Consider the following 26,308-nt stretch of genomic DNA (forward strand, 5'->3'; position numbering starts at 1 on the left):
AATTTTAAGATGCGCCTTAACAGACCCTTTGCTACGACAAACCCTACCAAAGAGCCCTCATGGCCCTCGCCATAACACGCTTTCTCATGAACCCTTTTCCAGCCAGGTTCACCCAAACGTGACGCCGTCACTCACCAGAAAAGCGATCACTATCGCGTCACGCTCGCCACGCACATCAGGTAAAGCGCCCTGCTCACTGATCGAATCCCCTGGCATCAACCGCTCATCGCCAACACGCACAATGCCATCCAGCAACGTCAGCCAGGTTGAGTAACCGGCAAGATGTGGCACCTCAACCTGTGCGCCCCGCTCCACTTTGAGATCAAAAATAAAAACGTCCTGACCCAACGGCAACGGTGCATCGCTACTTTCTGGCCCCGCCAGCAATGTCCAGGCGTTTAGCGGCAACCCATCCGCGCGAGTGAAATCCACGGTACGTGGCGCACCGCCGCTTTTAGCCGGACGGATATAGGCCTGCAGCATCTCGGTTTCAATAAAAGGTGCAGACTCTTCATAACGCACTCCACTCCCCGCACTCACCACCATGGCGCGTTTGGCGTTCAGCGCAATTTTGTCCCCATTTTCAGCAAGGTGTTGTGCGGAACCGCGCCAGACGTAGCTAAAAATCTCTTCATCTTGCCGTGTATGCATCGGAATACGCGCATCCATTTTCAACGACATCTGATCAATAATCGGCAACGCGCCAAAAGCCTCACCGGGTCTTTGCCGGCGGATGGTAAAGGGACCGTATTCAAACAACTGGTCGCGCTGGGCTCGCATCACGTTCATGGTTTGCTCCTCAAAATGTGGCTATGCACATCATGATAGCGGCGAGAAAATTCCAGAACAGGTGTTCGATTTGCTTGCTTATGTCAAAATTTTTGAATATTAATAACCCGTAGCAATAATAAGAGACAGCAACAACACTCAGACCACCAATTTTCAGCATTCAGGGTTAGTCAGCCTGCATATTTTTGCGTAAAATACACTTTTCCGTGATGAGTAAATAACATGAGTCGCAGCGAACAGATTCTTGAAGCAGCCGAACAATGTATGCGCCTAAAAGGTTTTCATCAAACCTCCATTCAGAATATTGCCAGCCAGGCAGACGTTAGCATTGGTTTAATCTATAAATATTACAAAAATAAAGAAGCCATTATTGAAGCGTTGGTGACGAATGTAGTTCAACGCATGATTGCATTATTAAATGCTGATTTTGAGCGAATTGCCCATGCAGGAGGCGTGACGCATTCGGTGCAGGACATTGTGCCGCCTGAAGTCGAGCACAGTATTGTCTTGCTAATGGAAGTCTCATCTGAAGCCACACGTAATGAGCGCATTCGTCAGATAATGAATGATGCGTGGCAGGTATTAAAAAATAATTTTATTACTCAGGAGCAGACGCTCAATCCGTCACTGGATGCCAGCGTTATCAATACCCGATTGCACATCATTTCACTGGTGATTGATGGCATGATCATCCGCCGTTGCATGAAACAGCGTGAGGTACCTGTCGGATTTATGCCTTTCTTCGATGCCATCACACGTGATATCAATCAACATGATAAGGTTTGATATCAGCCAAACAGATGATGCGAAAGAATGCCATTGATCCTGCCTTTTTCCCGATGATCGAGGGTATTATCGCCAAAGGCGCGGCAGGCAACACCATCCACCAGCATCAATAAGAATTGAATACGCTCATTGCACTGCTGATCACTCACGCCTGGGCTCTGTTGACATAATGATGTCTCCAACTCCGCAATTAATAATTGTTCTTCCTGCGCCAGAACTGCGCGCACAGCTTGATTACGCGATGCTTCCGAATACATCTCCAGCAATAAACAGCGATCCTGATAAGGCCAATCCTGCCAAAATCCGGATTCCGTATTGATAATATCAGCGGTACTGCTTTGACGCGGAAGATTATTTTGCAGAAACAGACGCCAATTCGCAGCAATACTTTTAATGGTTTCACTGACGATTAATTCTTTGCTCTCAAAATAACGATATATCTGCCCTGCTCCCAAGCCAGATTCACGGCTAATATCCGCCATACTGGCACCATGAAAACCCGACTGGCTAAAGCAGACTTTAGCCGCTGAAATAATCAGCTGCTGTCGTTGCTGAAAGAATTCTTCATTCTCTGATTTGCTCAATCATGACTCCTAAAATGTCCACAGCGTAATTATTGTTTTTCATAGGATACGCGAAGGCGTTTCTCACTGAAATAGTGATAAAAAACCCGGTTACATTTTTCACCGGGCCGATACATTACCGGCCCGGGAAAGCGTTACAGTTTCAATTCAGATTCTTTCAATGCCGTACCGCCACCCAATACTTTGTAGAAAGTATTCAGGTTTTGGTAGTAGGCCTGCTCAACACTGACCAAACTGGTCCGCGCCGTGTAGAGCGTACGCTGGGCAGTTAACGCATTCAGATAGGTATCAACACCGTTCTGATAACGCAGGTCGGCCAAATGATAGTAAGTCTGCGATGCAGCAACATTATTACGTTGGCTGGTCAACTGATCGTTGATGGTGCCACGCCGTGCCAGCGCATCCGCGACTTCAGAGAAAGCGGTTTGCACAGACTTCTCATACACCGCGACGTAATACTCTTTCTGCGCTTTGGTGTAGTTCAGGTAGGAAACGTTATAGCCACCTTTGAAAATCGGCAGCGAAATGCTCGGTGCAAACGACCAAATACCTGCGCCATTCTTAAACAGTGAAGACAAATCGGCACTGCCAACACCTCCGCTTGCGGTCAGCGTAATGCTCGGGAAGAAGTTGGCTCGCGCAGCGCCGATATTGGCATTGGCCGCTTTTAGGTTATGCTCGGCCTGCAACACGTCTGGGCGATTGTTCAGTGCGTCGGATGACACGCCAGCAGGTACGGTTTTCAAAGCATTGCCAATCGACTCAATATCCTGGGGTAACAGGCTATCCGGCACACGCTTCCCGACCACCAAATCCAGCGCATTCTTATCCTGCGCCACGCTGGTGGTATAGCTGGCCACATCTGCCTGTGCAGATTGATACGTCGTTTCTGCTGAAGCCACATCCACCATCGAATCCACGCCGTTTTGCAGACGTTTGCGCGTCACCTCCAGCGACTGACGCGCACTCTCTGCCGTCTCTTTCGCGATCGCCAGATTACTGCGATCCGCCGCCAGCTGTAACCAATAATCCACCGTGTTATACAGCACCGTCAGGCGCGTGCTGCGAGCGCCCTCCAGCGTGCCAAGATAGGTTTCATACTGTTGACGCGAAAGACTCTGATTCTTGCCAAACAGGTCCAGCTCGAAGGAGCTCACGCTGCCTTCCGCCGAATAAGTATTACTGAGCGCGGTTTGATTCCCCTCGCCCGTCAACGCACGCGAACGGGTGCCGCTCACGCCTGCGCTAATCGTTGGGAAGAGATCGGCGCGCTGCTCGCCGTACTGTGCGTGTGCCGATTTCACACTGGCGACTGCTTCACGCAGATCGCGGCTGCTGTCCAGCGCCATCGCCACCACCTGACGCAGCTTGCTATCCAGTACATAATCCTGCCAGCTGATATCACGATAATTCGCTGGCGTGCCCTGCAAGCCACGATAGGCATCGCCGGTTGGCGTGCTGCTGCTGACCGCATCATTGGGACGATCGTAGTGCGGATCGAGTGACACGCAGCCCGCGAGCAAGCACGGTAACAACACCATTAATAATTTTGCAGACATATTACTCCTCCGCCTTCACAGCTGATTCGGTTGACTGTGCATCGTCATGCGGAATCGCCGGAAACACGCGACGGACCAGAACAAAGAACAGCGGTACAAAGAAGATGGCCAGTAACGTTGCTGTCAGGGTGCCGCCGATAATACCTGTCCCGATAGCGATACGGCTGTTAGCACCCGCGCCGGTAGAAATCGCCAGCGGCAGCACCCCAGCAGTGAACGCCAGTGACGTCATGATGATCGGACGCAAACGCATCGTGGCGGCATGAATCGCAGCTTTCACCAGATTCTCGCCTTTGCGGTAATTTTCCTCCGCAAACTCCACAATCAGAATCGCGTTCTTCGCGGATAGGCCGATGATGGTGAGCAACGCCACCTGGAAGTACACATCGTTTTCCAGACCGCGCAACGTAATCGCCAGAAGTGATCCAATCACCCCTAACGGCACCACCATCATCACCGAGAACGGCACCGACCAGCTTTCATACAGCGCGGCAAGACACAGGAACACCACAATCAGGGAAATGCCATACAACGACATCGCCTGGTTGCCAGAAAGTTTTTCCTGATAAGAGAGTCCACTCCACGCAAAGGTTGTGCCAGCCGGTAGTTTGGCCGCCAGCTTTTCCATTGCGGTGATGGCATCGCCCGAACTCTTGCCCGATGCTGACGATCCTTCAATTTCATAAGAAGCCAGGCCGTTATAGCGTGACAACACATCTGGACCGTAAGCCCATTTTGAGGAAGCGAACGACGAGAACGGCACCATGGTGGTGTTACTGCTGCTATCCGTTCCGCGCACATACCATTGATCGATATCTTCAGGCTTACTGCGGAACTGTTGATCGCCCTGCATATACACTTTCTTCACGCGACCACGATCGGTGAAGTCGTTGATGTAACTCCCGCCAATCGCTGCACTCAGCGTGTCGTTAATGTCGCTGATGGTCAGCCCCAGCGATTGCGCTTTGGCATCATCAATACTGACATCCAACTGCGGCAGATCTGGCAGTGAGTTCGCGCGTACCGCACTCAACACCGGGTCCTGGTTGGCTTCGGCAATCAGCTGGTTACGCATTTTCAGCAGTTGGTCGCGATCGGTGGCCCCGCGCGCCTGTAATTCAAAGGTAAAGCCGTTCGATTGACCTAACCCCGATACTGAGGGCGGTGAAAGTACAAAGATCTGCGCGTCACGGATGCTGGAGAGCGCAGCCATCGCGCGGCCTGCAATGGCATCGGCGCTGTTCTCCGTGCCTTTACGCTCGCTCCAGTTTTTCAGCGAGATAAAACCAATACCGGCGTTTTGTCCGCTACCGGCAAAGCTGAAACCGTTAACCAGCATGCTAACGTTAACGTTGTCTTTTTCTTTGGTGGCAAAGTACTGCTGTACCTGCTGACGGACTTCACTGGTACGGTTTTCCGTGGCACCCGGTGCCAGCTGATACTGCACCATGATATAGCCCTGGTCTTCCGTCGGCAGGAAGCCGGTTGGCAAACGCATATACAGCACAGCACAACCGATCAGCAACACGCCGTACAGCAGCAGGTAGCGCACTGAACTGTTCACCACATGACCCACACCGTTTTGATAGCGCCCCTGCACTTTTTCATAACTGCGGTTAAACCAGCCAAAGAAACCTTTGGTGCCGCTTTCGTGGTTATGAGGTTTCAGTAAGGTTGCACAAAGTGCCGGCGTTAGTGTCAGCGCCACAATCACCGACAGCACCATCGACGACACAATGGTGATCGAAAACTGGCGATAGATCACTCCGGTTGAACCACTAAAGAAGGTCATCGGCAGGAACACCGCCGACAGCACCAGCGCGATACCAATCAAAGCACCGGTAATCTCCTTCATTGATTTTTCTGTGGCCTGTCGCGGCGGTAACCCCTCCTCGCGCATCACGCGCTCAACGTTCTCCACCACCACAATCGCATCATCGACCAGCAAGCCGATGGCTAGCACCATGCCAAACATGGTTAAGGTGTTTATCGAGTAACCAAACAGCGACAGCACACCGAACGTACCCAGTAAAACCACCGGCACGGCAATCGCCGGGATCAACGTCGTACGAATGTTCTGCAGGAACACGAACATCACGATAACCACCAGGATCACCGCTTCGATCAGCGTTTTCACCACCTCTTCAATCGAGATTTTGACGAAGTCGGTGCTGTCGAGTGGATAAGCAATCTCGTAGCCCGCCGGCATACTGCTACGGAACTCATTGATGGTGCCTTTCACCTGCTCAGCGGTGGAAAGCGCATTCGCACCTGATGCCAGCTGCACAGCGATACCGGATGCGGGATGGCCATTCGCCAACACGTTGGCACTGTAGTCTTCATCGCCCATTTCGACGCGCGCGACATCACTCAGTCGCACTACCGAACCGTCAGACTGACTCTTAAGCACGATGTTGCGGAACTGCTCTGGTGTTTGCAGACGCGAACGCGAACGTACTGTCGCCACCAGCTGCTGCTCTTTGCTGGCTGGCTGTGCGCCCAATTGCCCAGAAGAAACCTGGGTATTTTGGCTCTCCAGCGCGGTAGTGACATCCGAGGGCATCAGTGAATAGGACGCCAGCTTACTCGGGTCCAGCCAGATGCGCATCGCGTACTCGGCACCAAACACTTGCACGCTACCCACGCCGGAAACACGCGCCAGCGTATCTTCCATATTACTGACCATATAGTCAGCGACATCGGAAGAGCTGCTTTTATTGGTTTTGTCGTACACCGCCAGAATCAGCAGGAAGTCGCTCTGCGCTTTCTCCACGGTGACACCTTGCGTGGTGACCGCGGTAGGCAAACGGCTCTCTGCCTGCTGAACCTTGTTCTGCACCTGAACCTGGGCGATATCGGGATCGGTGCCCTGCTGGAAGGTCACATTGATCTTCACCTGCCCGGTCGATGCCGTGCTGGTGGAGTCAAAATAGAGCAACCCATCCAGCCCGGTGAGTTGCTGCTCAATCACCTGCGTGACGCTGCTCTCCAGCGTTTCCGCCGACGCACCGGTGTACGTTGCCTGAATACTGATCTGCGGTGGCGCGACATCAGGATATTGCGCCACGGGCAGGCTGTTAATGCTGAGTAGACCGAACATCATAATGCAGATGGCGATAACCCAGGCAAATACCGGCCGACGAATAAAGAACTGAGCCAACATATCAGTTACCCTCGCTGGTCGCGGCTTTATCGTTTGGCGTCACTTCCACGGCTTTAACACTCATGCCCGCCTGCACTTTTCCCGTGCCTTCAACAATCAACTTGTCACCACTATTGAGGCCAGTGGTGATCAGCCACTTATTCCCGATCACGCGTTCGGCAACCACTTCACGGCTTTCGACTTTATTCTCTTTATCGACCACCAATGCCGTGGCGTTGCCTTTGGCATCACGGGTGATCCCCTGCTGCGGTGCCAGGATTGCGTCGGATTTTACGCCGTTCGTCACATTGGCGCGGACATACATGCCTGGAAGTAGCTCATGTTGCGGGTTAGGGAAGATAGTGCGCAGCGTCACGGTGCCGGTGGCTTCATCTACCGACACCTCCGTCAGTTCCAGTTTGCCCGGATGGTCATAAGCACTGCCATCTTCGAGTTTCACCGTCACAGGCACGGCATCAGTGCTCTGCTGTAAGGAAGCCTGCTGACGCTTCAGTTTGAGCAGTTGGACGCTGGATTGCGTCAAATCGACATAAATTGGGTCGAGAGCACGAATCGTCGCCAGCGCAGTGGTTTGACTGGCGGTCACCAGCGCACCTGGTGTTACCGATGAAATGCCAATACGACCGCTGATCGGCGCTTTGATTTGGGTGTAATTCAGATTGATGCGCGCACTTTCTACAGCGGCACGATATTGGTCCACCGATGCCACGTTTTGCTGATAGGTTGCCAAAGCATCATCAGCATCCTGACGCGACACGCCGTTCTCTTTTACCAAAGCAGCATAACGCTCCGCTTTTAATTTGCTGCTTTTTACCAACGCCTGCGCGTTCTTTAATTGCGCGAGCGCTTGATCGTAACTGGCCTGATAGCTGGCCGGGTCGATCTGATATAACACCTGCCCGGCTTTCACTTCATCGCCTTCGGTAAACAGGCGTTTCAGGATAATGCCTTCAACCTGCGGGCGAACTTCGGATGTCATACTGCCGGTCACACGTCCGGCAAGTTGGCTGTCCAGCGTAACCGATTCGTTTTGCAACGTTTTCACACCCACTTCCGTTGTGGTGGCGTGGGTTTGCTGATTGCTGCTTTGATCGCAAGCGGCGACTAACATCACCAGTCCGGCGATCACACTGCGCTGAAAATTCTTCATGAATAACCCTGTAGTGAACGTTCATTCTCACCTCACAGTCTACCAAAACATCCATAGATCAACTGTCAGGAAAATGAAAAGAAAGAGAACGGCGCTAAGCTAAACGTGCGGAGCCAAACAGGGAGCTTAAAAAGTTCCGTGAGTGCTTATAAGCAACTGGCGAATAGGCAATTGATATGGGAATCAGTAAAGAAGTTGCTCTTGCGGCGGCGGAACCCGACATGCCAATACACAGGCCGATAGCGATACTAATGGCTTTACAACGCGCATAATAGACGTGGCGTGTGGTAACAGACTGACAATATTTATGTTATTAGGCTTTGCCGCCAAATATACGCTTTCCGTTTCTGTGGCTTTGCACTCAGAATTAATCGCTTCCCTGTCATTTAATCTGATTCACGGTGCAATCAGCGGCATCAGTGCGGGGATATTCTGGGGGAGCATGCTGATTTATTTCATTCCCTGGTATCGACAGCGTAAGAGATTATCCATTTAGCGGGTAAAAAAGGGAGGGAGCCACGTGCAGGCGTCCCTTCCGCGACATTAACGCTTTGCGATCACCGCGGCTAATGCCAGCTGCGGTATCGTCAATGGACGCTCGCTCTCCGGCATGCTGTTTGCGGCGGCTGCCATTGAGACCTGCGCCAGTGCTACGTGTTGTGCGCCCTGCTCGCGCCCCTGTTTTACCGCGTCGGCGATGAGCGCGTGATAGCGTTGATGATCGCCCGCTTTAAATGCGGCCCAGGCGTCAGGAATCAGTGCGACCTGCAGCTGTTTATCCGCTGGCAGCGTCGGTGGACAGAACAACAGACGGGTAGCCGCTAAAGTTGATTCAGCCGCGCAGAGCACCAGTGCAGGTCCTGCCATTTGATGCAGATGATCTGCCAGCATCCGATCTGCGCGATATACCGGGCACCCCGTGTTCTGAGGATTAAAGGTGTCGGCCACGGGCCCCAGCGTTGAACAGGTGATCACTATCGCATCAAACCATGGAGTGAAACTGTGCAGCAACTGTGCCAAACGATGCTGCTGCTCCTGCGTCATACCGCCACTCTCCTCTGCTTCAGCCAGCAGGTGCGGCATCACGATATGACTCAATGAATGAGCAGGTAATTCAAGTGATCGGGCCGCGTGGTCAAACAGCGCGATATTGCTGGCGGCAGTGTGCAGGCAAGCGATGGTCATGGGCTTCCTTATTGTTGTGCGATTGAAATGTCCGCTTAGTCCCGGCGGCGTGATTGCAGTGGTAGATTATTGCTTCACCGTCTAATAATATTCAAAATTATTTAACATATTTAGCCGTTACCCTCATGAACCTGCACGTGCTCGCCTTTATCATTGCGATATTACCGGTGGCCTTGTCGCCAGGAGCGAGTTTCACCCTCGCGATCAACAACACGCTGGTGGCAGGCTCGCGCGGGCTGGCGGCGATCATTCTCGGCACTGCACTGGGTATTTATACCCATGCGCTGCTGATTGGCTTGGGGATCAGCGCCCTGTTAGTGCGATCTCCTATTATCTTTAATCTGTTAAGCGTGGCGGGTGCCGCTTATCTGCTGTGGCTTGGCATACTGCTGTTGCGTCGTGGTCGTCATATTTCCCAACCTGTCGCCTCTTACCGCAGCGCCCGCATGGGGATTAAAGATGCCTGGCTAGCCAATGTGCTCAACCCCAAAGCGGTGATGCTCTATCTCACTGTGGTATCGCAATTCGCCGGGCGCGACCATGCCTTGCTGCATTATCTGTTGCTTGCCTCCATACACGTTGCCATCATGGCGCTGTGGCTGGTCATCATCTGTTTTACGTTGCTGACCTCGGCGCGAGTAATCAATATTCGAAAGCTGTCTATTGCCATCAATATCGGGGGGGGATTGATTTTGGTGTTCTTTGCTATCAGCAATTTGGTTCAGCTTTTTATGACATTAAAAGGATTTCCGTGATGATTACAAAGAACAATTTTCGAGGTATTAATAAAAGATAAACGCGTAGTCATTAACCCCTCAAAATCAACCCCATAATTAAGAGCTGACTCACAAAACTACCAATAGTCACCCTTTCAAGGGGTGTCACTCTACTTGAATAAAATATCATTTACTTTTCAAACTTACAGATTGAAAATAATTTCCTCGTAAAAATGATGTGCAATCTTTTTTTAGTCTACCCTCATTTATATCAAGACTGATTCGACGTCATAAAACATTATTTCTTTGAGGAGAATGATGATGCCTGAAACATGGAATAACGATCCCGCGATCGTAACCGAAACGGTTACTGGATTGCCATTAAAACGAATTTCCTGGAGCGCCGTTCTTGCAGGCGTTATTGCTGCGCTTATTGTCCATATATTCCTTGGGTTACTCGGAACCGCAATTGGCGCGACGGTTATCGATCCTCAACAAGATCAAAACCCTCTGGCACACTTAGGTACAGGCGTATTAATTTGGACCGGTTTAAGTATGCTGATTGCCATTGCTGCGGGGAGTTATGTAGCAGGCCGTCTTGCGCAACGTGAAGGTGCGTTGCATGGACTGCTTATGTTTGGTGTGAGCACGCTTATCACGCTTTGGCTGGCTTTCTCGCTTGCCAGCGGAGTGGTAGGAGGTGCCTTCAATATTCTTGGTGCAGGAGCGAATGTTGTTGGAAATGGCCTCTCAGCTGTTGCACCTTCTGTTACGAATATGGCTAAAGAGAAGTTGCAAGTAAACAACATCAATCTTGATTCGCTACAAAACGAATTACAGACCACCCTGCGCCAAACGGGAAAACAAGAATTACAGCCAGAAAATCTACAACAGGATGTCAATAGTGAGGCTAACGGGGCAAGGCAACAGGCTGCCAATACCGCGCAAAATCCGCAAAATGCCGATACCGATATTATCAACTGGGTACGTGGCGTGATGAGTCGTCACTCTGATACCCTGCAAGCCGCAGATCGGGACGCACTGAAGAACATCATCAAAGCGCGCACCGGAAAAAGCGATCAGGAAGCCGACCAGATTGTGAACCAAACGGTCGAAAGCTATCAAAAAGCCGTTGCACAGTTTCAGCAGTTAAAACAGCAGGCCGAACAGAAGGCTCGTGAGGCCGCAGAGAAAGCCGCCGCAGCCACTGCCAAGGCAAGCTGGTTCACATTCTTTGTATTACTTATCGAAGCGGTTCTGGCAGCTGTTATTGGCCGTATAGCTCGACGTACACAACCACGTCAGGTTTTAACCCAAAATGTTCACCATTAAGGGAAATGGGTAAAAGCTTTTATCCACTGCCATGGTCTTGTGATGGGCTATGGCAGTCTAATTACTCACTTTGATACTAAAAACAAGCAACACCTGCGCCGCCTGGCTTATTTTTAAATCTCATCGCAAGCGAAACGGTAATTAACCAAAAAAATACACTTCTTAAGAAAAATCCTCATAAAACCGATCGGTTAAATAAAACCCAGCCCATTTCTCTAGTTGTCCTATATTTAACGAGGTCTTTAAAAATATACTGGAGTGGAACAATGTCGAATGAAGCAAATAAAAAAGAACTCAGCCATCGAGCCCCCACTAAAGGGCCAGAATCATCCCAACCCGGTTTAGGATCTTTAGCGCCTGAAGACGGTTCGCACCAACCTCCCGCAGAACCAACACCGCCTGGAAAGCAGCCTACCGCACCCGGCAGCCTCAAAACGCCTGAAACCCAAAGCGCCAAACTCCAACAATTGGAGACAAACCGTAAAAACGGTTCTCATCAGGCGCTCACGACGAACCAGGGCACGCGCATTGCCAACGATCAGAACTCATTGCGCGCGGGCACACGTGGCCCCACTTTGCTCGAAGATTTCATCATGCGTGAAAAAATCACGCACTTTGACCATGAACGCATCCCTGAGCGCATCGTTCACGCCCGAGGATCTGCTGCTCACGGCTACTTTCAGCCTTATCACGCGTTAACAGCACTGACAAAAGCGCACTTCCTTTCTGATCCGGAACAAATCACCCCGGTGTTTGTCCGTTTCTCCACCGTCCAGGGCGGCGCCGGATCGGCTGACACCGTGCGCGATATTCGTGGGTTCGCCACTAAGTTTTATACCGATGAAGGGGTTTTTGATTTAGTGGGTAACAATACCCCCGTATTTTTCATTCAGGATGCCCATAAATTCCCGGATTTTGTGCACGCCGTTAAACCTGAGCCGCACAATGAAATTCCTCAGGGTCAAAGTGCACATGACACCTTCTGGGATTACGTTTCCCTGCAGCCCGAGACCTTGCATAACGTCATCTGGGCGATGTCCGATCGCGGGATTCCACGCAGCTATCGCACCATGGAAGGTTTCGGTATTCACACTTTTCGATTGATCAACGCGGAAGGCAAAGCCACTTTTGTCCGCTTCCACTGGAAGCCTGTCGCAGGTAAGGCCTCTTTACTTTGGGACGAGTCGCAGAAATTAACCGGGCGTGATCCAGATTTCCACCGCCGTGACCTTTGGGAGGCGATCGAAGCGGGTGATTTCCCCGAATATGAATTAGGCCTGCAGCTTATCCCCGAAGAGGACGAGTTTAAGTTCGATTTCGATATCCTTGATGCCACTAAACTGATTCCGGAAGAGTTGGTGCCGGTAGAGATCGTTGGCAAGATGGTGCTAAACCGCAATCCCGATAATTTCTTTGCAGAAACAGAACAGGTCGCCTTCCATCCTGGACACATTGTTCCGGGGCTGGATTTTTCCAACGATCCGTTGCTGCAAGGCAGGTTATTCTCGTACACCGACACGCAGATTAGCCGCCTGGGCGGGCCTAATTTCCATGAAATCCCTATCAATCGTCCGGTTTGCCCTTACCATAATTTCCAACGGCAAGGCATGCACCGTCAGGACATTGATACCAATCCAGCAAATTATGAGCCCAACTCGATTAATGATAATTGGCCACGTGAAACACCGCCGGCAGCAGAAGGTGGCGGCTTTGACAGCTATCAGGAGCGAATGGAAGGACATAAAGTGCGGGAGCGCAGCCCCTCCTTTGGCGAATATTACTCTCAACCGAGATTGTTCTGGTTAAGCCAAACGCCTGTCGAGCAGCAGCACATCATCGATGCCTATTCGTTCGAGTTGAGCAAAGTTGCCCGCCCTTACATTCGAGAGCGAGTGGTCGATCATCTGTTGAATATTGATATCGCTTTAGCACAAGGGGTTGCCGATAACCTCGGGATTGCCCTCACGGCTGATCAATTGAAGACGCCGCCCGCACCAGACGTTAATGGCCTGAAGAAAGACAGTAGCCTGAGTTTGTATGCTGTGCCCGACGGTGATATCAAAGGCCGTCAGGTTGCTCTGCTGTTGAGCGATGGCGTGAAATCGGCAGATGTACTGGCCACATTGCAGACACTGAAAACCGCTGGCGTACACACAAAATTACTGGCACCTCATATGGGTCAGATTCGTGCTGATGATGGGTCAGTGTTACCGGTTGACGCGACTTTTGCTGGACTACCTTCACTGACATTTGATGCGGTATTTGTCCCAGATGGCAACATTGATGCACTGCTGTTGAGTGGAGACAGTCGCTACTTCTTATTGGAAGCGTATAAACATCTTAAGGTGATTGGCCTCAGTGGAGAGGCTCGTCGTTTTAAGGCGCAATTCGCGCTCAAAGATGATGAAGAAGAAGAAGGGATCGTGGAGGGTGATACTTCCGACGACAAGGTGCTAAATGCCTTTGTCGATGCAATGAAGGCTCATCGCGTATGGTCACGTAGTCAAAAAGCGCTTTCCGTCCCTGCGTGATGGAGTCCTTAAGACAACGGAGAAGCAGCCTTCTCTAAACAAAAAAGCGCACCTTTACAGGTGCGCTCCTTTAAACGACTTCATTACTTCAAACGGAACGCCACTACGCTGTCACCCGCCTGGGTGCCCAGCGAACCGTGACCACCCGCCGCGATGACCACGTACTGCTTACCGTCTTTACCCATAAAGGTTGACGGTGTGGCCTGCGCACCCGCGCTCAGCTCGGTCTGCCACAGCAGCTCACCGGTGGTGCTGTCGTAAGCACGGAAGAAGTTATCCGCGGTTGCGCCATGGAACACCAGATCACCCGCTGTCAGCAATGGACCACCGTGTGCCACCATGCCCATCGGGAAGCCGATTGGGAAGCGGCCCGGCAGGAAGCTGGTTTTCAGATTTTTGGTCACACCCACACGGCGCAACCACTCGGTTTTCCCGGTTTTCAGATCCACACCGACCATGCGACCCCAAGGTGGCGCGATACACGGAATGCCCAGCCCAGACGCCAGCTGCTGAATGTGAATCGCGTAGTCACCCTGGAAGTTTTCATTCCAGTATGGCTGGCCATCTTTGGTGAACAGACGCTGCGTTTCGGTCTGCGGCGTACGCTTGATCAGGTTGTATTTATAGGCGAGGCGCACCGGTGCGGCAATGAGCATCTGACGCTGCGGATCAACCGCCACAGAACCCCAGTTGAACACGCCAATGTTACCCGGGAAGATCAGCGAACCGGCTTCAGTGGCTGGCGTCCATGGGTTGCCATCATAACGCAGCGAACGGAAATCCATGCGGCATGACATCTGGTCAAACGGCGTGATGCCCCACATTGATTTCTCAGTCAGCGGGTCTGGAATGAAGTTCAGGCTCGACACCGGCTGCGTCGCGGCAAACTTCTCACCCGGCACACCACCTTCAGTGGATACCTTCACCTGATTAACCGGATACACCGGCTGACCAGTCAGACGATTCAGCACAAACAAGTTGCCGGTCTTGGTCGGCAGAATGACGACCGGCTGTTTCTGACCCTGATAATCGATATCCAGCAATGACGGCTGCGATGGGTTATCGCGGTCCCACAGATCGTGGTTCGAACTCTGATAACGCCATTTGAACGCACCGGTCTGCAGATCCAGCGCCACCAGTGCATCACGGAATTTCTCCGTGTTGCTGTTGGCATCACGTTCGATACCCACTTCATCCGGAGACGCGTTACCAAACGGCACATACACCAGACCATTTTTCAGGTCAGCGCTCAGCGTGCCCCAGGCGACGGGCGTATCCTGCGGATAATTTTGTCCCGCAGCGATTGGCGCAGTATTTTCTGGGTTCGACGGATCGAAATTCCATACCAGACGACCGGTTTCGGCGTCATAGGCACGAATCACGCCAGACGGGTTACCGCTGTTGAAGCCGTTGTCCATGACTGAACCACCGACAATCACCAGCTTGCCGGCCACCAGCGGTGCGGCAGTTTGCATCAACGCATGTGGGCGCACTTCGCCCATGTTGGCATGCAGATCCACCACGCCGTTAGTGCCGAAATCAGCACAAGGTTTGCCGGTATCGGCATCCAGAGCAATCAGCTGTGCATCGGTGGTGGCGTTGAAGATACGCTTACGGCAGATGGCTGGAGCCGCAGCTGAATCTTGCGCAGCAACCGGGCTTTGCTCGTAATAGCTCACACCACGACAGGTCTGGTGCTGCTGCAGGTAAGAACGATCTTTATTTGGTGTGTACTTCCACTTCACCGCACCGGTTTCCGGATCGAGTGCGTGCACTTCGTTATGAGGCGTACAGAAATACAGCATACCGTTGGCTTTCACCGGCGTAGCTTCGAAAGTGTACTCGCTGGCATCCGCATCCTGACGCAAATCGCCAGTGTGATAAGTCCAGGCCACTTCGAGGTTTTGTACGTTCTCATTGGTGATTTGATTCAGTGAAGAGAAGCGTTGACCGTCAGTGGTCCCGCCGTATGCGGTCCAGTCGTTAGCGGCACCCTGCTCGCTGGCTTGTTCACGCGCATTGCTGATCGTACCCGCCTGTGGCAGTGGATCGTAAAAGCACAGCCCGATCACCACCACAATCATCACGATGACGGTGCCACCCAGGAAGGTGTGGAAGCAGCGTTCGCCCTGATACAGCGGTTTGACCACCCACGGCATCGCCAGCCACAGGCCGATCACGCCAAACAGATCGCCACGAGGGATCCATTGCCATTTATCAAAGCCCACTTCCCAGATAATCCAGGCCAGGGTAATCCACATCAGAACCGCATACAGCGTCAACGCACTACGCTGGTTTCTGAACAGTAAAATAGCGGTAATCAGCAAGCCCACCGCCATCAGTGCATAGAACGCGCTGCCGCCCAGCATCAGCAATTTTCCGCCCATATAGAGCAGCGCTAATGCCAGAATCGCCAGCACGATACTGGTTAATTTGTTAACCATGCCAATCCCTCAACGTTTTTCATCAATTACCACCCAAAATAAACCTACATAAACTCAACAGAATTTTAACGTACGTTATCGAACAGTAAAAACCCGTTGCTGAGTGTGTCGTTAGCTCCGCTTATGAATGTAGCCGGGCTAATGACTGATGAATCCCGCCGAGTTCAATGTGTGACTGAAATCACGTTTTATTTTTCGTCGTGAGAATTAATCATTAGTGGGGATAAATCGCATTTTTTGATAACGCCCGATGCGTGATCTTTTACCCGTTGCGGCTTTTGCGCTCACTGCATAACGTTGCGCGGATTTGTTACTACGCCTGCTGTAGCGGAAAACTTACGCTGTTTTCTTTTTTCTCAGGGAAACACGATGAAAGTTACGCTTATCGCCAGCGCATTGCTGGCCATCACCTTCAACGCTTTTGCTGCCAAAACCGAACTCGTGGTGGGCGATCAAAAAGGCAACGCCCGAGCGGTGATGTCCGCCGCCGGTGAACTCAACAATCTGCCTTATGAGATCAAATGGTACGAGTTTCCTAACGCCGCTCCCTTGCTTGAATCACTCAATTCTCAGCATCTGGATGCGGGATTAGTCGGTGATGGTCCGCTGGCTTTTGCGGTAGCGGCAGGCGCTAAAATTCGCGCCATTCAGGCCTCGCAATATCTGGGCAACGGATTGCTGGTCAAAAAGGACAGCGCTGTTCGTAGCATTGCCGATCTCAGAGGTAAAAAAGTGGCCACGGTGAAAGGCTCATCAGGCCAAAACATGGTGCTCAACGCACTTCACCAAGCCGGATTACCTGATGACAGCGTTAACTTTGTTTTCACCACGCCTGCTGAAGCGACATTAGCACTGGATAACGGCGCAGTGGATGCCGTGGCGACATGGGAACCCTATGTCTCCTTTGCGGTAGCTCAGTCAGGTGATCGCATCGCTATCGACGGTAAGGAGGCCCCCGTCTCCAACTATCTGGTGGCCACCGATAGTGCGATCAGCAGTAAACGTACGGAGCTGAGTGATTTTCGGCAACGCCTGATACGCGCTCGCGCATGGGGCGTGGCTCACCCGCAGGAGTATGCCAATGGCATCGCATCGTTGTTGCGCCTGCCTGATAACGTCGCTCTGAGTAAAGTTCAGCGTGAAAACAATGCCCCGGTTGAAGACTATGCGCTGGTGGCACAGCGCCAGCAGGCCGCCATAGATACCTTCGCGCGCAGCGGATTAATCAAACCCGGCCTGCAAGCAAGCAGCCTGGTTGATGCATCATTTTTTGAAAAACAGGGAGCGTCTAAACCATGATGAATCTGGCGTTGTATCTCGACTCAGGCATCCATCAGGGGGGCTGGCGTCATCCGCAGGCCGCCACAACCGGCGGCCGTAACTGGCCGCTGTACCGTAAAATTGCCCAACGCGCTGAAGCGGCAAAGCTCGATATGATTTTTGTGGCGGACAAGTTAGCGATTGATGATGTGTATGGTGGACATCTGGCACATACCGTGCAGCATCGTCAGGTGGGTTGGTCTGAGCCGCTCACCTTACTGGCCGCACTGGCAGCGGTCACCGATCGTATTGGCTTAGGCGGTACGGTCTCCTCCTCCTATTCCGAACCCTATACCACCGCGCGGCAGTTGGCCAACATCGATCATATCAGCAATGGGCGCGCGGCATGGAACGTGGTGACCTCACTGACTCATGCCGAAGCACGTAATTTCGGCCGCAGCCAGCACTTCAGCCATGAGGATCGCTATCGCCGAGCGGCAGAGTTCATCGATGTGATGAAAACCCTCTGGGACAGCTTTGAAGAGGATGCGTTGGTGGTAGATAAAAGCCGCGCACGCTTTGCCGACCCGGCGCGTTTTCATCGCTTCGACCATCAGGGTGAATCGTTTGAGGTGCAGGGTCCCCTAAACCTGCCCCGTCCGCCGCAAGGGCATCCGGTGGTGATTCAGGCCGGTGTTTCTGATGCTTTTATCGATTTGGCCGCCCAACACGCAGAGATGCTGTTTGTGGTGCAACCTAACCGGGAACGCGCGCAGCAATTTTATCAAACCCTTAAAGAACGTGCGCAACACTACCATCGCCAACCCGATCAACTCCGTGTCATGCCGGGTTTAGTGCCCATTGTTGGCCACAGCGAACGGGATGCCAGCGATCGTGCTGAATATCTCAAATCACTGATCACCGTGGAATCCGGCCTTAGTTTTGTCTCTGCCAGCATGAATATCGACCTGTCACAGTATCCGGTGGATGGACCGGTGCCCGATTTGCGTGAACAGATCACCGGCAGTAAAGGCCGATTCCAATATGTCATTGCCAACGCGATCGAGCAAAATCTGACGCTTGGCGAGATGGCGAAACGTTATGCGGAGAGCCTGTCGTTCCCTTCACCCACTGGCACGGCGGATCATATCGCGCAGCAGATGATCGATTGGTACCAACATCAGGCTTGTGATGGGTTTGTCATTCTCCCCACCTATATTGATGAAAATGAAGATCTGTTCCTCAGCCAGGTGGTACCGCGCTTGCAAGATGCAGGGGTGTTTCATCAGGATTATGCTGCGGGCACACTGCGCGAACGTTTAGGCCTTGCTAAGCCGGCTAATCGCTTTCATTGATACGTTCGCTGATGATCGCAAGCAATCGCAAAAATTATGCTTTTTGCGATTACTTGCGATATCTCAACGTTTTTTTAGCCACTCTTTGAGTTTCCATAAGGAGACCGGCGCTTGATACACCGTGCCCTTACCCTCTTTGATCGGTCTCAATAAGCCTTGATCGGCCAGGTTTTTTAACCGACTGCGCGCGGTATTATCTGCGATACCGAGTCTTGCCTTCACCCCTGCGGCGCTCAACAGCGAACCCGGCGCATGCAGCGCAATCGCCATGATATCCAGCTCACCTTTCGCCAACGACATATTCTCTTCGACCCAATGCACCAGGCGCGCCCGTTCCTGATGCAGCGTGGTAATTTGCTCTGTGAAAGCGTGCACGGCGCGCATGACGACTTCACATTGGAATTGGACAAAATAGGTAAGATCAAGCTCGTCCGTTTCGCTGTAGAGGTAAGACATTCCGTATTTAACGGCGGCAGCCTTGAGGAGTTTACTGATCGAAATATAGCGAAAGGCGTGATAGCCACGACGGATCAAATGATGATAGAACAAGCCACGAGCCGTACGTCCATTGCCATCATTGAAGGGATGAATGTAACCAATGGCAAAATGCAGAATACACGCGACCAGCAACGGGTGTGTACCCTGCTGTTCAAGAAACTCAACTTCAGCGCATAACGCATCCAGCATGCCATTCAGTGCGGCATAATCAGGCGGTTGATGAATGATTTCGCCATCTCGCCCGGCGACAAATACGTCATTGTTGCTGCGCACTTCCCCGGGCCGATATTTTTCGTCATTGATGCCGGAACAGGCGATGTGATGCATATGCAGGATATCGGCGCGGGTCAGCGGCCCCTCGCCCATTGCGGCAATATGCTGCATCAGCCGCCAATTCCCCATGATCATGCTCTCATCTTCGTTGCGGGGCTCCCTTCCTACCGCCAGTAATTCCATGGCCACCCGCGAGGTGGTTGCGGCCCCTTCAAGCTGGCTGGAAGAAATCGCCTCTTCCATGATCAATTGGGACATCAGGTAGGAAGCCGCGTCTTCATCAGTCGGTTCACCGTTACGCGCAAAGGTCATGCGGTCCACCAGGGAGATGGCCGCGTTAATTTTGGCGGTAAAGTTGCAACTCACTTCCTGTGACGCAATCACGAAGTGCTGAGCACTACTCTGCCGTTTAAATTTTAACGCGCTCCACACGGCCAACCGTTCATCAGCATCCCGGATACGACGGCTAAGCTCGTCGAAATGCAGATAACGCATATCCCACTCAGCATAGCGGCTTAGCAGCTCCACTGTCTCAGCGTGGGTCTGGGTATCAAGCAGTTGTTTAGGGGGACGGCGTAATCTCATCTCAAGCAATCTCAAAAATAGTCACTTTTGAGTTTACTTGAGAGAGTGCGCGGTTACCAATATTGCATTCATTTTAAAAAATAAAAAATTGATGACTCCCCGCACTATAAAAGAACGCTTATGTGATCATGCTGGTGCAAAGAGTCTAACCATGAGCAACCTGTTGATCACCCTTATTACATTTGGGGCTTTCCTTGCAGACTCTCACTAGTTGTTAGCAGCCTTACCATTTTGGCATCAGCTTTGCTTAATGATTTCTGTGTTCTTTTTCAGGAGTCGCGCTATGCAAGCATCCTCTACTCGCTACACAATTTTTTCACTGCTGTTTTTGATCGCGCTGATTAACTACGTTGATCGCGGCGCGCTCTCTTTTGCTGCTAACGCCATCTCCCAAGAGTTTCATTTCAGCAAAGTCCAACTGGGCGCGGTGCTGAGTTATTTCGGTTTCGGTTATCTGTTTGGCTCGCTGTGTGGTGGTTTTCTTGCCGACCGACTTGGTACTAAAAAGGTGTGGCTGATGGCGGGCATCCTGTGGTCGTTGCTGGAAATGGCTACTGCATGGGCCGGAGAAGTCGGCATGGCCATATTTGGTGGTTCAGCCATTATGGGGTTTGCCGCGTTACGAATCCTGTTTGGTTTTTCCGAAGGTCCAGCCTATGCGCTGATGAACAAAACCATTGCTCACTGGGCGCCAGATAATGAACGCGGTTTTGCCTTGAGCATCGGTTTGCTGAGCACTCAGGTCGGTTCGCTGTTAACGGCCCCGATTGCCGTAGGACTGCTGCTGTTAACCAACGACTGGCGGATGATGTTTATTCTGCTGGGTGCTTTCTCTCTGCTGGCCATGCTGTTGTTTGCGCGTAACTTTACTGACACGCCGCTGTTGCACCCGCGCGCCAACGTGGCTGAACGGCAGCTGATTATCAATGGACAAAAGCGTGAAAACCGACATGACGGCGCGCTGCCATGGTGGCGCTTCTTCACCAGCCGTACCCTGGTGTGCAACGCGCTCGGTTATTTCAGCTTCCTCTATATCACCTTCACCCTGGTGACCTGGTTGCCTAAATATCTGCAGGATAACTTCCACTACGATCTGCATTCGTTATGGTACGTGGCAATGATTCCGTGGAGCGGTGCCTGCTTCACTGTCCTGCTCGGCGGGCGTATTGCCGATCGACTGCTGGCACGCTTTAACAATCTTCGCCTCGCAAGGAACGTCTTTGCGGCCATCACGCTCTGCGCGACCGCCTGTTGTTTTATGGCGATTCCATGGATGAGTTCAGCGACAGGTATCATCGCACTGATGACGCTGGGTAACGCGCTCAATGCGCTGGTGAATAACGTGTATTGGTCTGTAGTGATTGATGTGACGCCGAAGGCCTCAGTAGGTGCTTATAGCGGCATGACGCTGGCGATTGCCAATCTCGCCTCGATCATCTCTCCAATGTTGTGCGGTTGGTTAGCGGAATATTACGGTTACAACGCGATGTTCACCGTCACCGCCTGCATAGCTTTTGGCAGTATGCTGGCGATGACGCTGTTGCAACCCGAGAAACGCCTGCAGTCCGATGCACCGGCAGTAGCAGCACAGCAGGCGCTGTAATTTTACACCGCGTGCCGCTGGCAGAACGCAGCAATGTCTGGCGACTGGAAGTCCGCCAGATGTGCCATCAGCTTCTCCAGCGGCCAATTCCACCACGCAATCGCCTGCAACTGTGTCGCGATGTCTGGCGTGAACCGGCCACGAATGGGTTTCGCAGGCACGCCGCCAACAATGGTGTAAGGTGCCACATCTTTAGTGACGACCGCGCCAGCAGCCAATACCGCACCATCGCCGACGGTCACGCCCGGCAACACTATCACGCCATGACCGATCCACACATCGTTGCCGATGATGACGCGGTCCTCTCGACGGTTGGCAAAAAAACCCGCATCACGCTGTGCCTGAGGGTCATAATATTCCGGGCAGTAGGTAAAACGATGCTGGGAAGCGCGATCCATCGGATGATTCGGTGCCCCAATACGCACCTGATTGGCAATCGCGGTGAAACGTCCAATCTGCGCATCAGCGACACAACAGTGCTCGCCCAGGTAAGAAAAATCACCCAACTCGCTATATTCAAGATAACTTTCGGCGAGAATCTCACATTGCTGACCAATGTGGGTTTCGCGCATACGCACGCCAGGATCGATGACGGTGTGTTGCAGTTTAGCCGGTTGGACAGCGGCAAGGGCCATAGCAAGCTCCAATGTGGTCAGAGGTCTGGATAACGGGATGTATCAGGTCAACGGCGAAGCACAACACTAAAGCGGCAAGATGACAGAAATGCTATCGTAGCGGCTTCGTTATCGGCCATTTAAGGAAAGGGAATGAGAACACCGTGGTCACTGTTAGCACTATTGTGGTCTTCTGGTCAGGCGTCAGCGGCACTGCCCGCTGATATCAAAGCGGGTGATATCGTGCAGGTGCAGTTATCACAATTGCATCCCACGCAAGCCGCGATTGGGTACCGCCAGTTGGATTACAAACTGCACCGTTACCAGGCCGATCCCAAAAAGCTGTTCGATGATTTTTGTGAAAGCATGGGACAGAAAGGCGTAGACAAGTTCAACAGCAAATCACGCATCTCAGATCCAGACAGCTTCACCTGTAAAGCCCCGGTGGGTGCGCAGCCAGGACCGATGAAAACCGCCGTCATCGCCCCGGATAATGCACTCTACCTCACGGATGGTCACCACACTTTCAGTAACTTTGCTGACATTGGTGGCTTGAAAACACGCGTGCAGGTGCGCATCACCAATGATTTCCGCAATCTGAAAACCATGAGTGCTTTCTGGCAGCAAATGGAGGCCGCGCATCTGGTCTGGCTGGATACGCCCAAAGGCAAAATCACCCCGCATGACCTGCCGAAAGAACTCGGCCGTAAATACATGCAGGATGACGAATATCGTTCGCTGGTCTATTTCGTGCGCGATATCGGCTTCGAGAAAGAGGACAATCCCCCGCCGTTCCTTGAATTCTATTGGGGTAAATGGCTGGAGACTGAACTGCCGCTGAAATCATTCGATCTGCACGATCGCAAAGGCTATGGCAAAGCAGTGAGTGCTATTGCCGAAAAAATCACGGATATTCCCAAAGACACGGTAATTGCGCAAAGCGATAGCGGTGCGCTGACCGCTGAAAAGCTCGGCGCAATGAAAAAGGTGAACGAGAAGAAATTGGACAAGCTGATTTCTGAAGATGGCAAATTGGGTTGGGCGTTCAAACAGTAATGGCAAGCACGGGGTGTGCATTACACCCGTGCTTATCACCCTCTTTTAGCGCGGTTAAATAATTACACCAACTCGCAATCCTTCACATCTGCTGAAGGAGCTAATAGATTTTTATCGAACTCACGCAATGGCGCTGTATCACGGATACGCATCGGCCAGTCAGGATTGGCCAGCGCGCTTTTGCCCAGCGCCACAAAATCAGCCCCCTGTTCCAGTGCCTGTGAGGCACGATGGCAGTCTGACAGCGAGCCATTTGCCACAATGGTCAGACTGGGTGCCACCTCGCGAGCAAGCTGCACCAGCGAGCGTGCATTGTCAGTAAACGCGGGTTGTAGCGCGTCATATTCGGTGAGGTGCAGGTAATCAATGCCCGACTCCGCTAACAGGCGGAACACCTGCTTTGCGCCCGCTTCCCCTTCCCGCCACTTATGGTGGAAATCATTCACTTTACCCTGTGAAATACGCACACCTAAGGTGACATCCTGGCCAATGCGCTGGCGTACCGCTCGGATCACCGCCAGGGTCAGCGACAAGCGTGCTGTGATATCGCCACCCCAGCGATCGTGGCGCTGATTGGTGTAATCCGTGAAGAACTGGTCGAGCAGGTAGCCATTCGCACCATGAATTTCGATGCCATCAAATCCGGCTATACCAATCGCGCGCGCGGCAGTCTCGGCAAAACTGTCAATTGCCTGCTGAATCTGCTCCTCGCTCATTTCTGTCGGCAACGCATAGTCGCCATGACCATGGTAAAAGCCCAGCTGTTCTCCGCGCGGTTGCACGGCTGAGGGGGCAAGGGTATCGCGTCGGTAGATATTGCCCTGGGAAATCGCGCCTGCATGCATCAGTTGCGCGATGATTTTGCCGCCATGCTGATGCACAGCATCCGTAATGGCACGCCAGCCCGCGACCTGTCGGCTATTCACTAAACCGGCCTGGAACGCGTAAGTCTGCGACCAGGCTTCATCGATATACAATCCTTCCGTAATGATGGTGCCAAAACCGCCGCGCGCGAAACGGGTGTAATAGTGCTTCATACGGTCGCCTGGCACGCCATCCACCGTGGCAGAGATGCGTGTCATGGGCGCAACCATGATGCGATTCTTCAATGCGAGGCGATTTAACGTGCCGCTCTGAAATAAGTGTTTATCGGCCATTTTGCCTTGTGCTTCCTGATTATCATCAGTGCGCAGTATAGTGTGTCGCATTAAGCGCAAAAATGGCCAAAGATGATACGTCTGTATAACGGAAATCGTTAAAATGAACTCCAAAGATATTGAGGTTTTCCTGATGGTGTCGCAAACCCGTAGCCTGACGCAGGCGGCACGTCGGCTAAATACCACGCCGATGACAGTGTCGCGGCGGCTGGCCTCGCTGGAGGAAGATCTCGGCGTGCGGCTGCTGCACCGCACCACCCGCGCTATCGCGCTAACGGTAGAGGGGGAAGAGTTTCTGCCCTACGCTAAATCACTGGCGGAAACCGAGCAGAGCGCACGCAATCTGTTTTCCCCACACCAGCAAGGTGCGACCGGGCAACTGCGTATTACGGCACCTTCAGGATTTGGCCGTCGCACCATCATCCCTTTGTTACCTGCTTTAATGGAGGCGAACCCCGAACTGCGCATTGAATTTCAGCTCAGTGATGATGTGACCGATCTCGTGGGATTGGGCTACGATGTCGCCATTCGCATTGCACCGCTGCGTGACTCCCGTCTGGTTGCTCATCGTCTTGCTGACAACCCGCGTATGCTGTGCGCCTCCCCCGATTATCTGCAACGCTTTGGTACGCCTCAGACATTGAATGATCTTCACAGACATAACTGCCTGCGACTTTCCGGTGTGGTGCAGTGGAGCTTCATCATTGATGGACATATTTCAAGCTTAAGCGTGGAGGGGCGTTTTAGTGGCAGTAATGTAGAGGGTGTGCGTACACTCTGTGTGGCCGGCAGCGGCATTGCGCAGTTATCCGAGTGGGACATAAGGGAAGAACTGGCGGCAGGCACACTGGTTGCCATCGATCTACTCGATGCCCAACCACAGATGCTCGGTGTTTGGGCGCTGTTTCCCACCACGCGACAATTACCCGCACGCGTGACGGTATTTCTTAATGCGCTGAAACAAGCAATGGACAAAAACAGATAAATACCCTGTTCTCGCACCGCCGTTATAAGCTTAAATCATTGATTCAATGATTCACTTCATGGAGGCCCATCTTGAAACCTGAAATTCACACCCTCGCATCGACAGAAATCTATCGCAATCGCTGGATGACGCTTAAAGAAGATAAAATTCAACGGGCGGATGGCAGTGAAGGCATCTACTCAGTGATTGAAAAGAACGATTTTGTAGTGATTCTTCCAGTAGAGCAGGACAGTATTTTCGTGGTGGAGCAGTACCGTTATCCCATCAGTGAACGCACCATTGAGCTTCCCCAGGGCAGTTGGGAACTCGACCCTGGCGCCACACCCGAAGCGCTGGCCGCTGGCGAGTTGCAAGAAGAGACCGGGTTAATTGCCGATCGCTGGCAGTATATTGGCTATCAAAAACTGGCACAGGGATATTCAGCGCAGGGATACCACATCTACCTTGCCAGCGAGTTGCGCTATCAGGGACAAAGCCTGGATGCGGAAGAAGTTGGGCTGACCGCGCGAAAAATGAAGATCAGCGAGTTTCTGCAACTGGTGTTGGCAGGGAAAGTCACCGATGCCACCTCCGTGACCGCGTTTTTGCTGGCGCGGGCGAAAGGGTTGATAGATTAATTAAAAGTTAAGTTTGAGGCGTCGTTCATGAATAATGAACTGATGAAGTTATTGCGTGTTATTCCC

At 52.2% G+C, this 26,308-nt stretch carries 20 protein-coding genes; 10 read left to right on the plus strand and 10 right to left on the minus strand.

All coding sequences use genetic code 11. The features are described 5' to 3' along the window. Nucleotides 1–108: 108 nt before the first annotated feature. Entirely contained in the window at nucleotides 109–789 is a 681-nt protein-coding gene (locus LH22_RS12690) for a pirin family protein (RefSeq protein ID WP_038647048.1), read from the minus strand. Between the two features lie 222 nt (nucleotides 790–1,011). Here LH22_RS12690 and LH22_RS12695 point away from each other — a divergent pair, with 222 nt between their 5' ends. Beyond that, complete coding sequence (locus LH22_RS12695; RefSeq protein ID WP_038647050.1) at nucleotides 1,012–1,575, plus strand: TetR/AcrR family transcriptional regulator; 564 nt, start codon at nucleotides 1,012–1,014, stop codon at nucleotides 1,573–1,575. A 2-nt stretch (nucleotides 1,576–1,577) separates the two neighbouring features. On the opposite strand, the gene LH22_RS12700 is transcribed toward LH22_RS12695, so the two are convergent. From LH22_RS12700 to LH22_RS12725, 5 genes are all read right to left on the minus strand, one after another. Then, nucleotides 1,578–2,159 carry a TetR/AcrR family transcriptional regulator gene (locus LH22_RS12700; RefSeq protein ID WP_038647052.1) on the minus strand — a complete coding sequence of 194 codons (582 nt, stop codon included), beginning with the start codon at nucleotides 2,157–2,159 and terminating at the stop codon, nucleotides 1,578–1,580. Nucleotides 2,160–2,293: 134 nt separating this feature from the next. Further along, on the minus strand, nucleotides 2,294–3,718 hold the full coding sequence (locus tag LH22_RS12705; RefSeq protein WP_038647054.1) for an efflux transporter outer membrane subunit: 1,425 nt from the start codon (nucleotides 3,716–3,718) through the stop codon (nucleotides 2,294–2,296). Nucleotide 3,719: 1 nt separating this feature from the next. Next, nucleotides 3,720–6,881, minus strand: a complete 3,162-nt coding sequence (locus tag LH22_RS12710; protein WP_038647056.1) for an efflux RND transporter permease subunit — start codon at nucleotides 6,879–6,881, stop codon at nucleotides 3,720–3,722. A gap of 1 nt (nucleotide 6,882) precedes the next feature. Beyond that, on the minus strand, nucleotides 6,883–8,031 hold the full coding sequence (locus LH22_RS12715; RefSeq protein WP_038647058.1) for an efflux RND transporter periplasmic adaptor subunit: 1,149 nt from the start codon (nucleotides 8,029–8,031) through the stop codon (nucleotides 6,883–6,885). A 543-nt stretch (nucleotides 8,032–8,574) separates the two neighbouring features. After that, a complete protein-coding gene (locus tag LH22_RS12725) occupies nucleotides 8,575–9,216 on the minus strand; it encodes a hypothetical protein (RefSeq protein WP_038647060.1) in 642 nt (213 codons plus the stop codon). Nucleotides 9,217–9,353: 137 nt separating this feature from the next. Between LH22_RS12725 and LH22_RS12730 the strand changes: the two genes are divergently transcribed. The 3 genes from LH22_RS12730 to katE all read left to right on the plus strand — a co-directional run bounded on the left by LH22_RS12730 (nucleotide 9,354) and on the right by katE (nucleotide 13,795). Next, nucleotides 9,354–9,971, plus strand: coding sequence for a LysE family translocator (locus LH22_RS12730; RefSeq protein WP_346420895.1), 618 nt, complete (start codon nucleotides 9,354–9,356; stop codon nucleotides 9,969–9,971). 282 nt (nucleotides 9,972–10,253) lie between these two features. Next, entirely contained in the window at nucleotides 10,254–11,264 is a 1,011-nt protein-coding gene (locus tag LH22_RS12735) for a TIGR04086 family membrane protein (protein ID WP_038647064.1), read from the plus strand. 266 nt (nucleotides 11,265–11,530) lie between these two features. After that, nucleotides 11,531–13,795 carry a catalase HPII gene (gene katE / locus LH22_RS12740; protein ID WP_038647066.1) on the plus strand — a complete coding sequence of 755 codons (2,265 nt, stop codon included), beginning with the start codon at nucleotides 11,531–11,533 and terminating at the stop codon, nucleotides 13,793–13,795. An 83-nt stretch (nucleotides 13,796–13,878) separates the two neighbouring features. Here katE and LH22_RS12745 read toward each other — a convergent pair whose 3' ends face one another. Beyond that, the gene (locus tag LH22_RS12745) at nucleotides 13,879–16,239 is read right to left on the minus strand and encodes a membrane-bound PQQ-dependent dehydrogenase, glucose/quinate/shikimate family (RefSeq protein ID WP_038647068.1); all 2,361 of its coding nucleotides are present in this window, start codon (nucleotides 16,237–16,239) and stop codon (nucleotides 13,879–13,881) included. A gap of 369 nt (nucleotides 16,240–16,608) precedes the next feature. Here LH22_RS12745 and LH22_RS12750 point away from each other — a divergent pair, with 369 nt between their 5' ends. Continuing rightward, entirely contained in the window at nucleotides 16,609–17,538 is a 930-nt protein-coding gene (locus tag LH22_RS12750; protein WP_038647070.1) for an aliphatic sulfonate ABC transporter substrate-binding protein, read from the plus strand. Next, entirely contained in the window at nucleotides 17,535–18,854 is a 1,320-nt protein-coding gene (locus tag LH22_RS12755; RefSeq protein ID WP_081946732.1) for an NtaA/DmoA family FMN-dependent monooxygenase, read from the plus strand. The genes LH22_RS12750 and LH22_RS12755 overlap by 4 nt, the downstream gene beginning before the upstream one ends. 63 nt (nucleotides 18,855–18,917) lie before the next feature. Here the strand turns inward: LH22_RS12755 and LH22_RS12760 are convergent, their stop codons facing one another. Further along, the gene (locus LH22_RS12760; RefSeq protein ID WP_038647071.1) at nucleotides 18,918–20,210 is read right to left on the minus strand and encodes a Fic family protein; all 1,293 of its coding nucleotides are present in this window, start codon (nucleotides 20,208–20,210) and stop codon (nucleotides 18,918–18,920) included. 283 nt (nucleotides 20,211–20,493) lie between these two features. Here LH22_RS12760 and LH22_RS12765 point away from each other — a divergent pair, with 283 nt between their 5' ends. Continuing rightward, nucleotides 20,494–21,813 carry an MFS transporter gene (locus LH22_RS12765; RefSeq protein ID WP_038647073.1) on the plus strand — a complete coding sequence of 440 codons (1,320 nt, stop codon included), beginning with the start codon at nucleotides 20,494–20,496 and terminating at the stop codon, nucleotides 21,811–21,813. Between the two features lie 2 nt (nucleotides 21,814–21,815). Here the strand turns inward: LH22_RS12765 and LH22_RS12770 are convergent, their stop codons facing one another. After that, nucleotides 21,816–22,448, minus strand: a complete 633-nt coding sequence (locus tag LH22_RS12770; protein WP_038647075.1) for a DapH/DapD/GlmU-related protein — start codon at nucleotides 22,446–22,448, stop codon at nucleotides 21,816–21,818. A 132-nt stretch (nucleotides 22,449–22,580) separates the two neighbouring features. Here LH22_RS12770 and LH22_RS12775 point away from each other — a divergent pair, with 132 nt between their 5' ends. Then, entirely contained in the window at nucleotides 22,581–23,483 is a 903-nt protein-coding gene (locus LH22_RS12775) for a ParB/Srx family N-terminal domain-containing protein (protein ID WP_038647077.1), read from the plus strand. A 62-nt stretch (nucleotides 23,484–23,545) separates the two neighbouring features. Here LH22_RS12775 and LH22_RS12780 read toward each other — a convergent pair whose 3' ends face one another. After that, nucleotides 23,546–24,640, minus strand: a complete 1,095-nt coding sequence (locus LH22_RS12780; protein ID WP_038647079.1) for a tRNA-dihydrouridine synthase — start codon at nucleotides 24,638–24,640, stop codon at nucleotides 23,546–23,548. A 103-nt stretch (nucleotides 24,641–24,743) separates the two neighbouring features. Here LH22_RS12780 and LH22_RS12785 point away from each other — a divergent pair, with 103 nt between their 5' ends. Both LH22_RS12785 and LH22_RS12790 read left to right on the plus strand, forming a co-directional pair. Then, the gene (locus LH22_RS12785; protein ID WP_038647081.1) at nucleotides 24,744–25,625 is read left to right on the plus strand and encodes a LysR family transcriptional regulator; all 882 of its coding nucleotides are present in this window, start codon (nucleotides 24,744–24,746) and stop codon (nucleotides 25,623–25,625) included. 71 nt (nucleotides 25,626–25,696) lie between these two features. Then, entirely contained in the window at nucleotides 25,697–26,242 is a 546-nt protein-coding gene (locus LH22_RS12790; protein ID WP_038647083.1) for an NUDIX domain-containing protein, read from the plus strand. The last annotated feature ends 66 nt before the right edge of the window (nucleotides 26,243–26,308 follow it).

The sequence above is a fragment of the Pantoea rwandensis genome, assembly GCF_000759475.1.
GTDB classification, from domain to species: Bacteria; Pseudomonadota; Gammaproteobacteria; order Enterobacterales; family Enterobacteriaceae; genus Pantoea; species Pantoea rwandensis_B.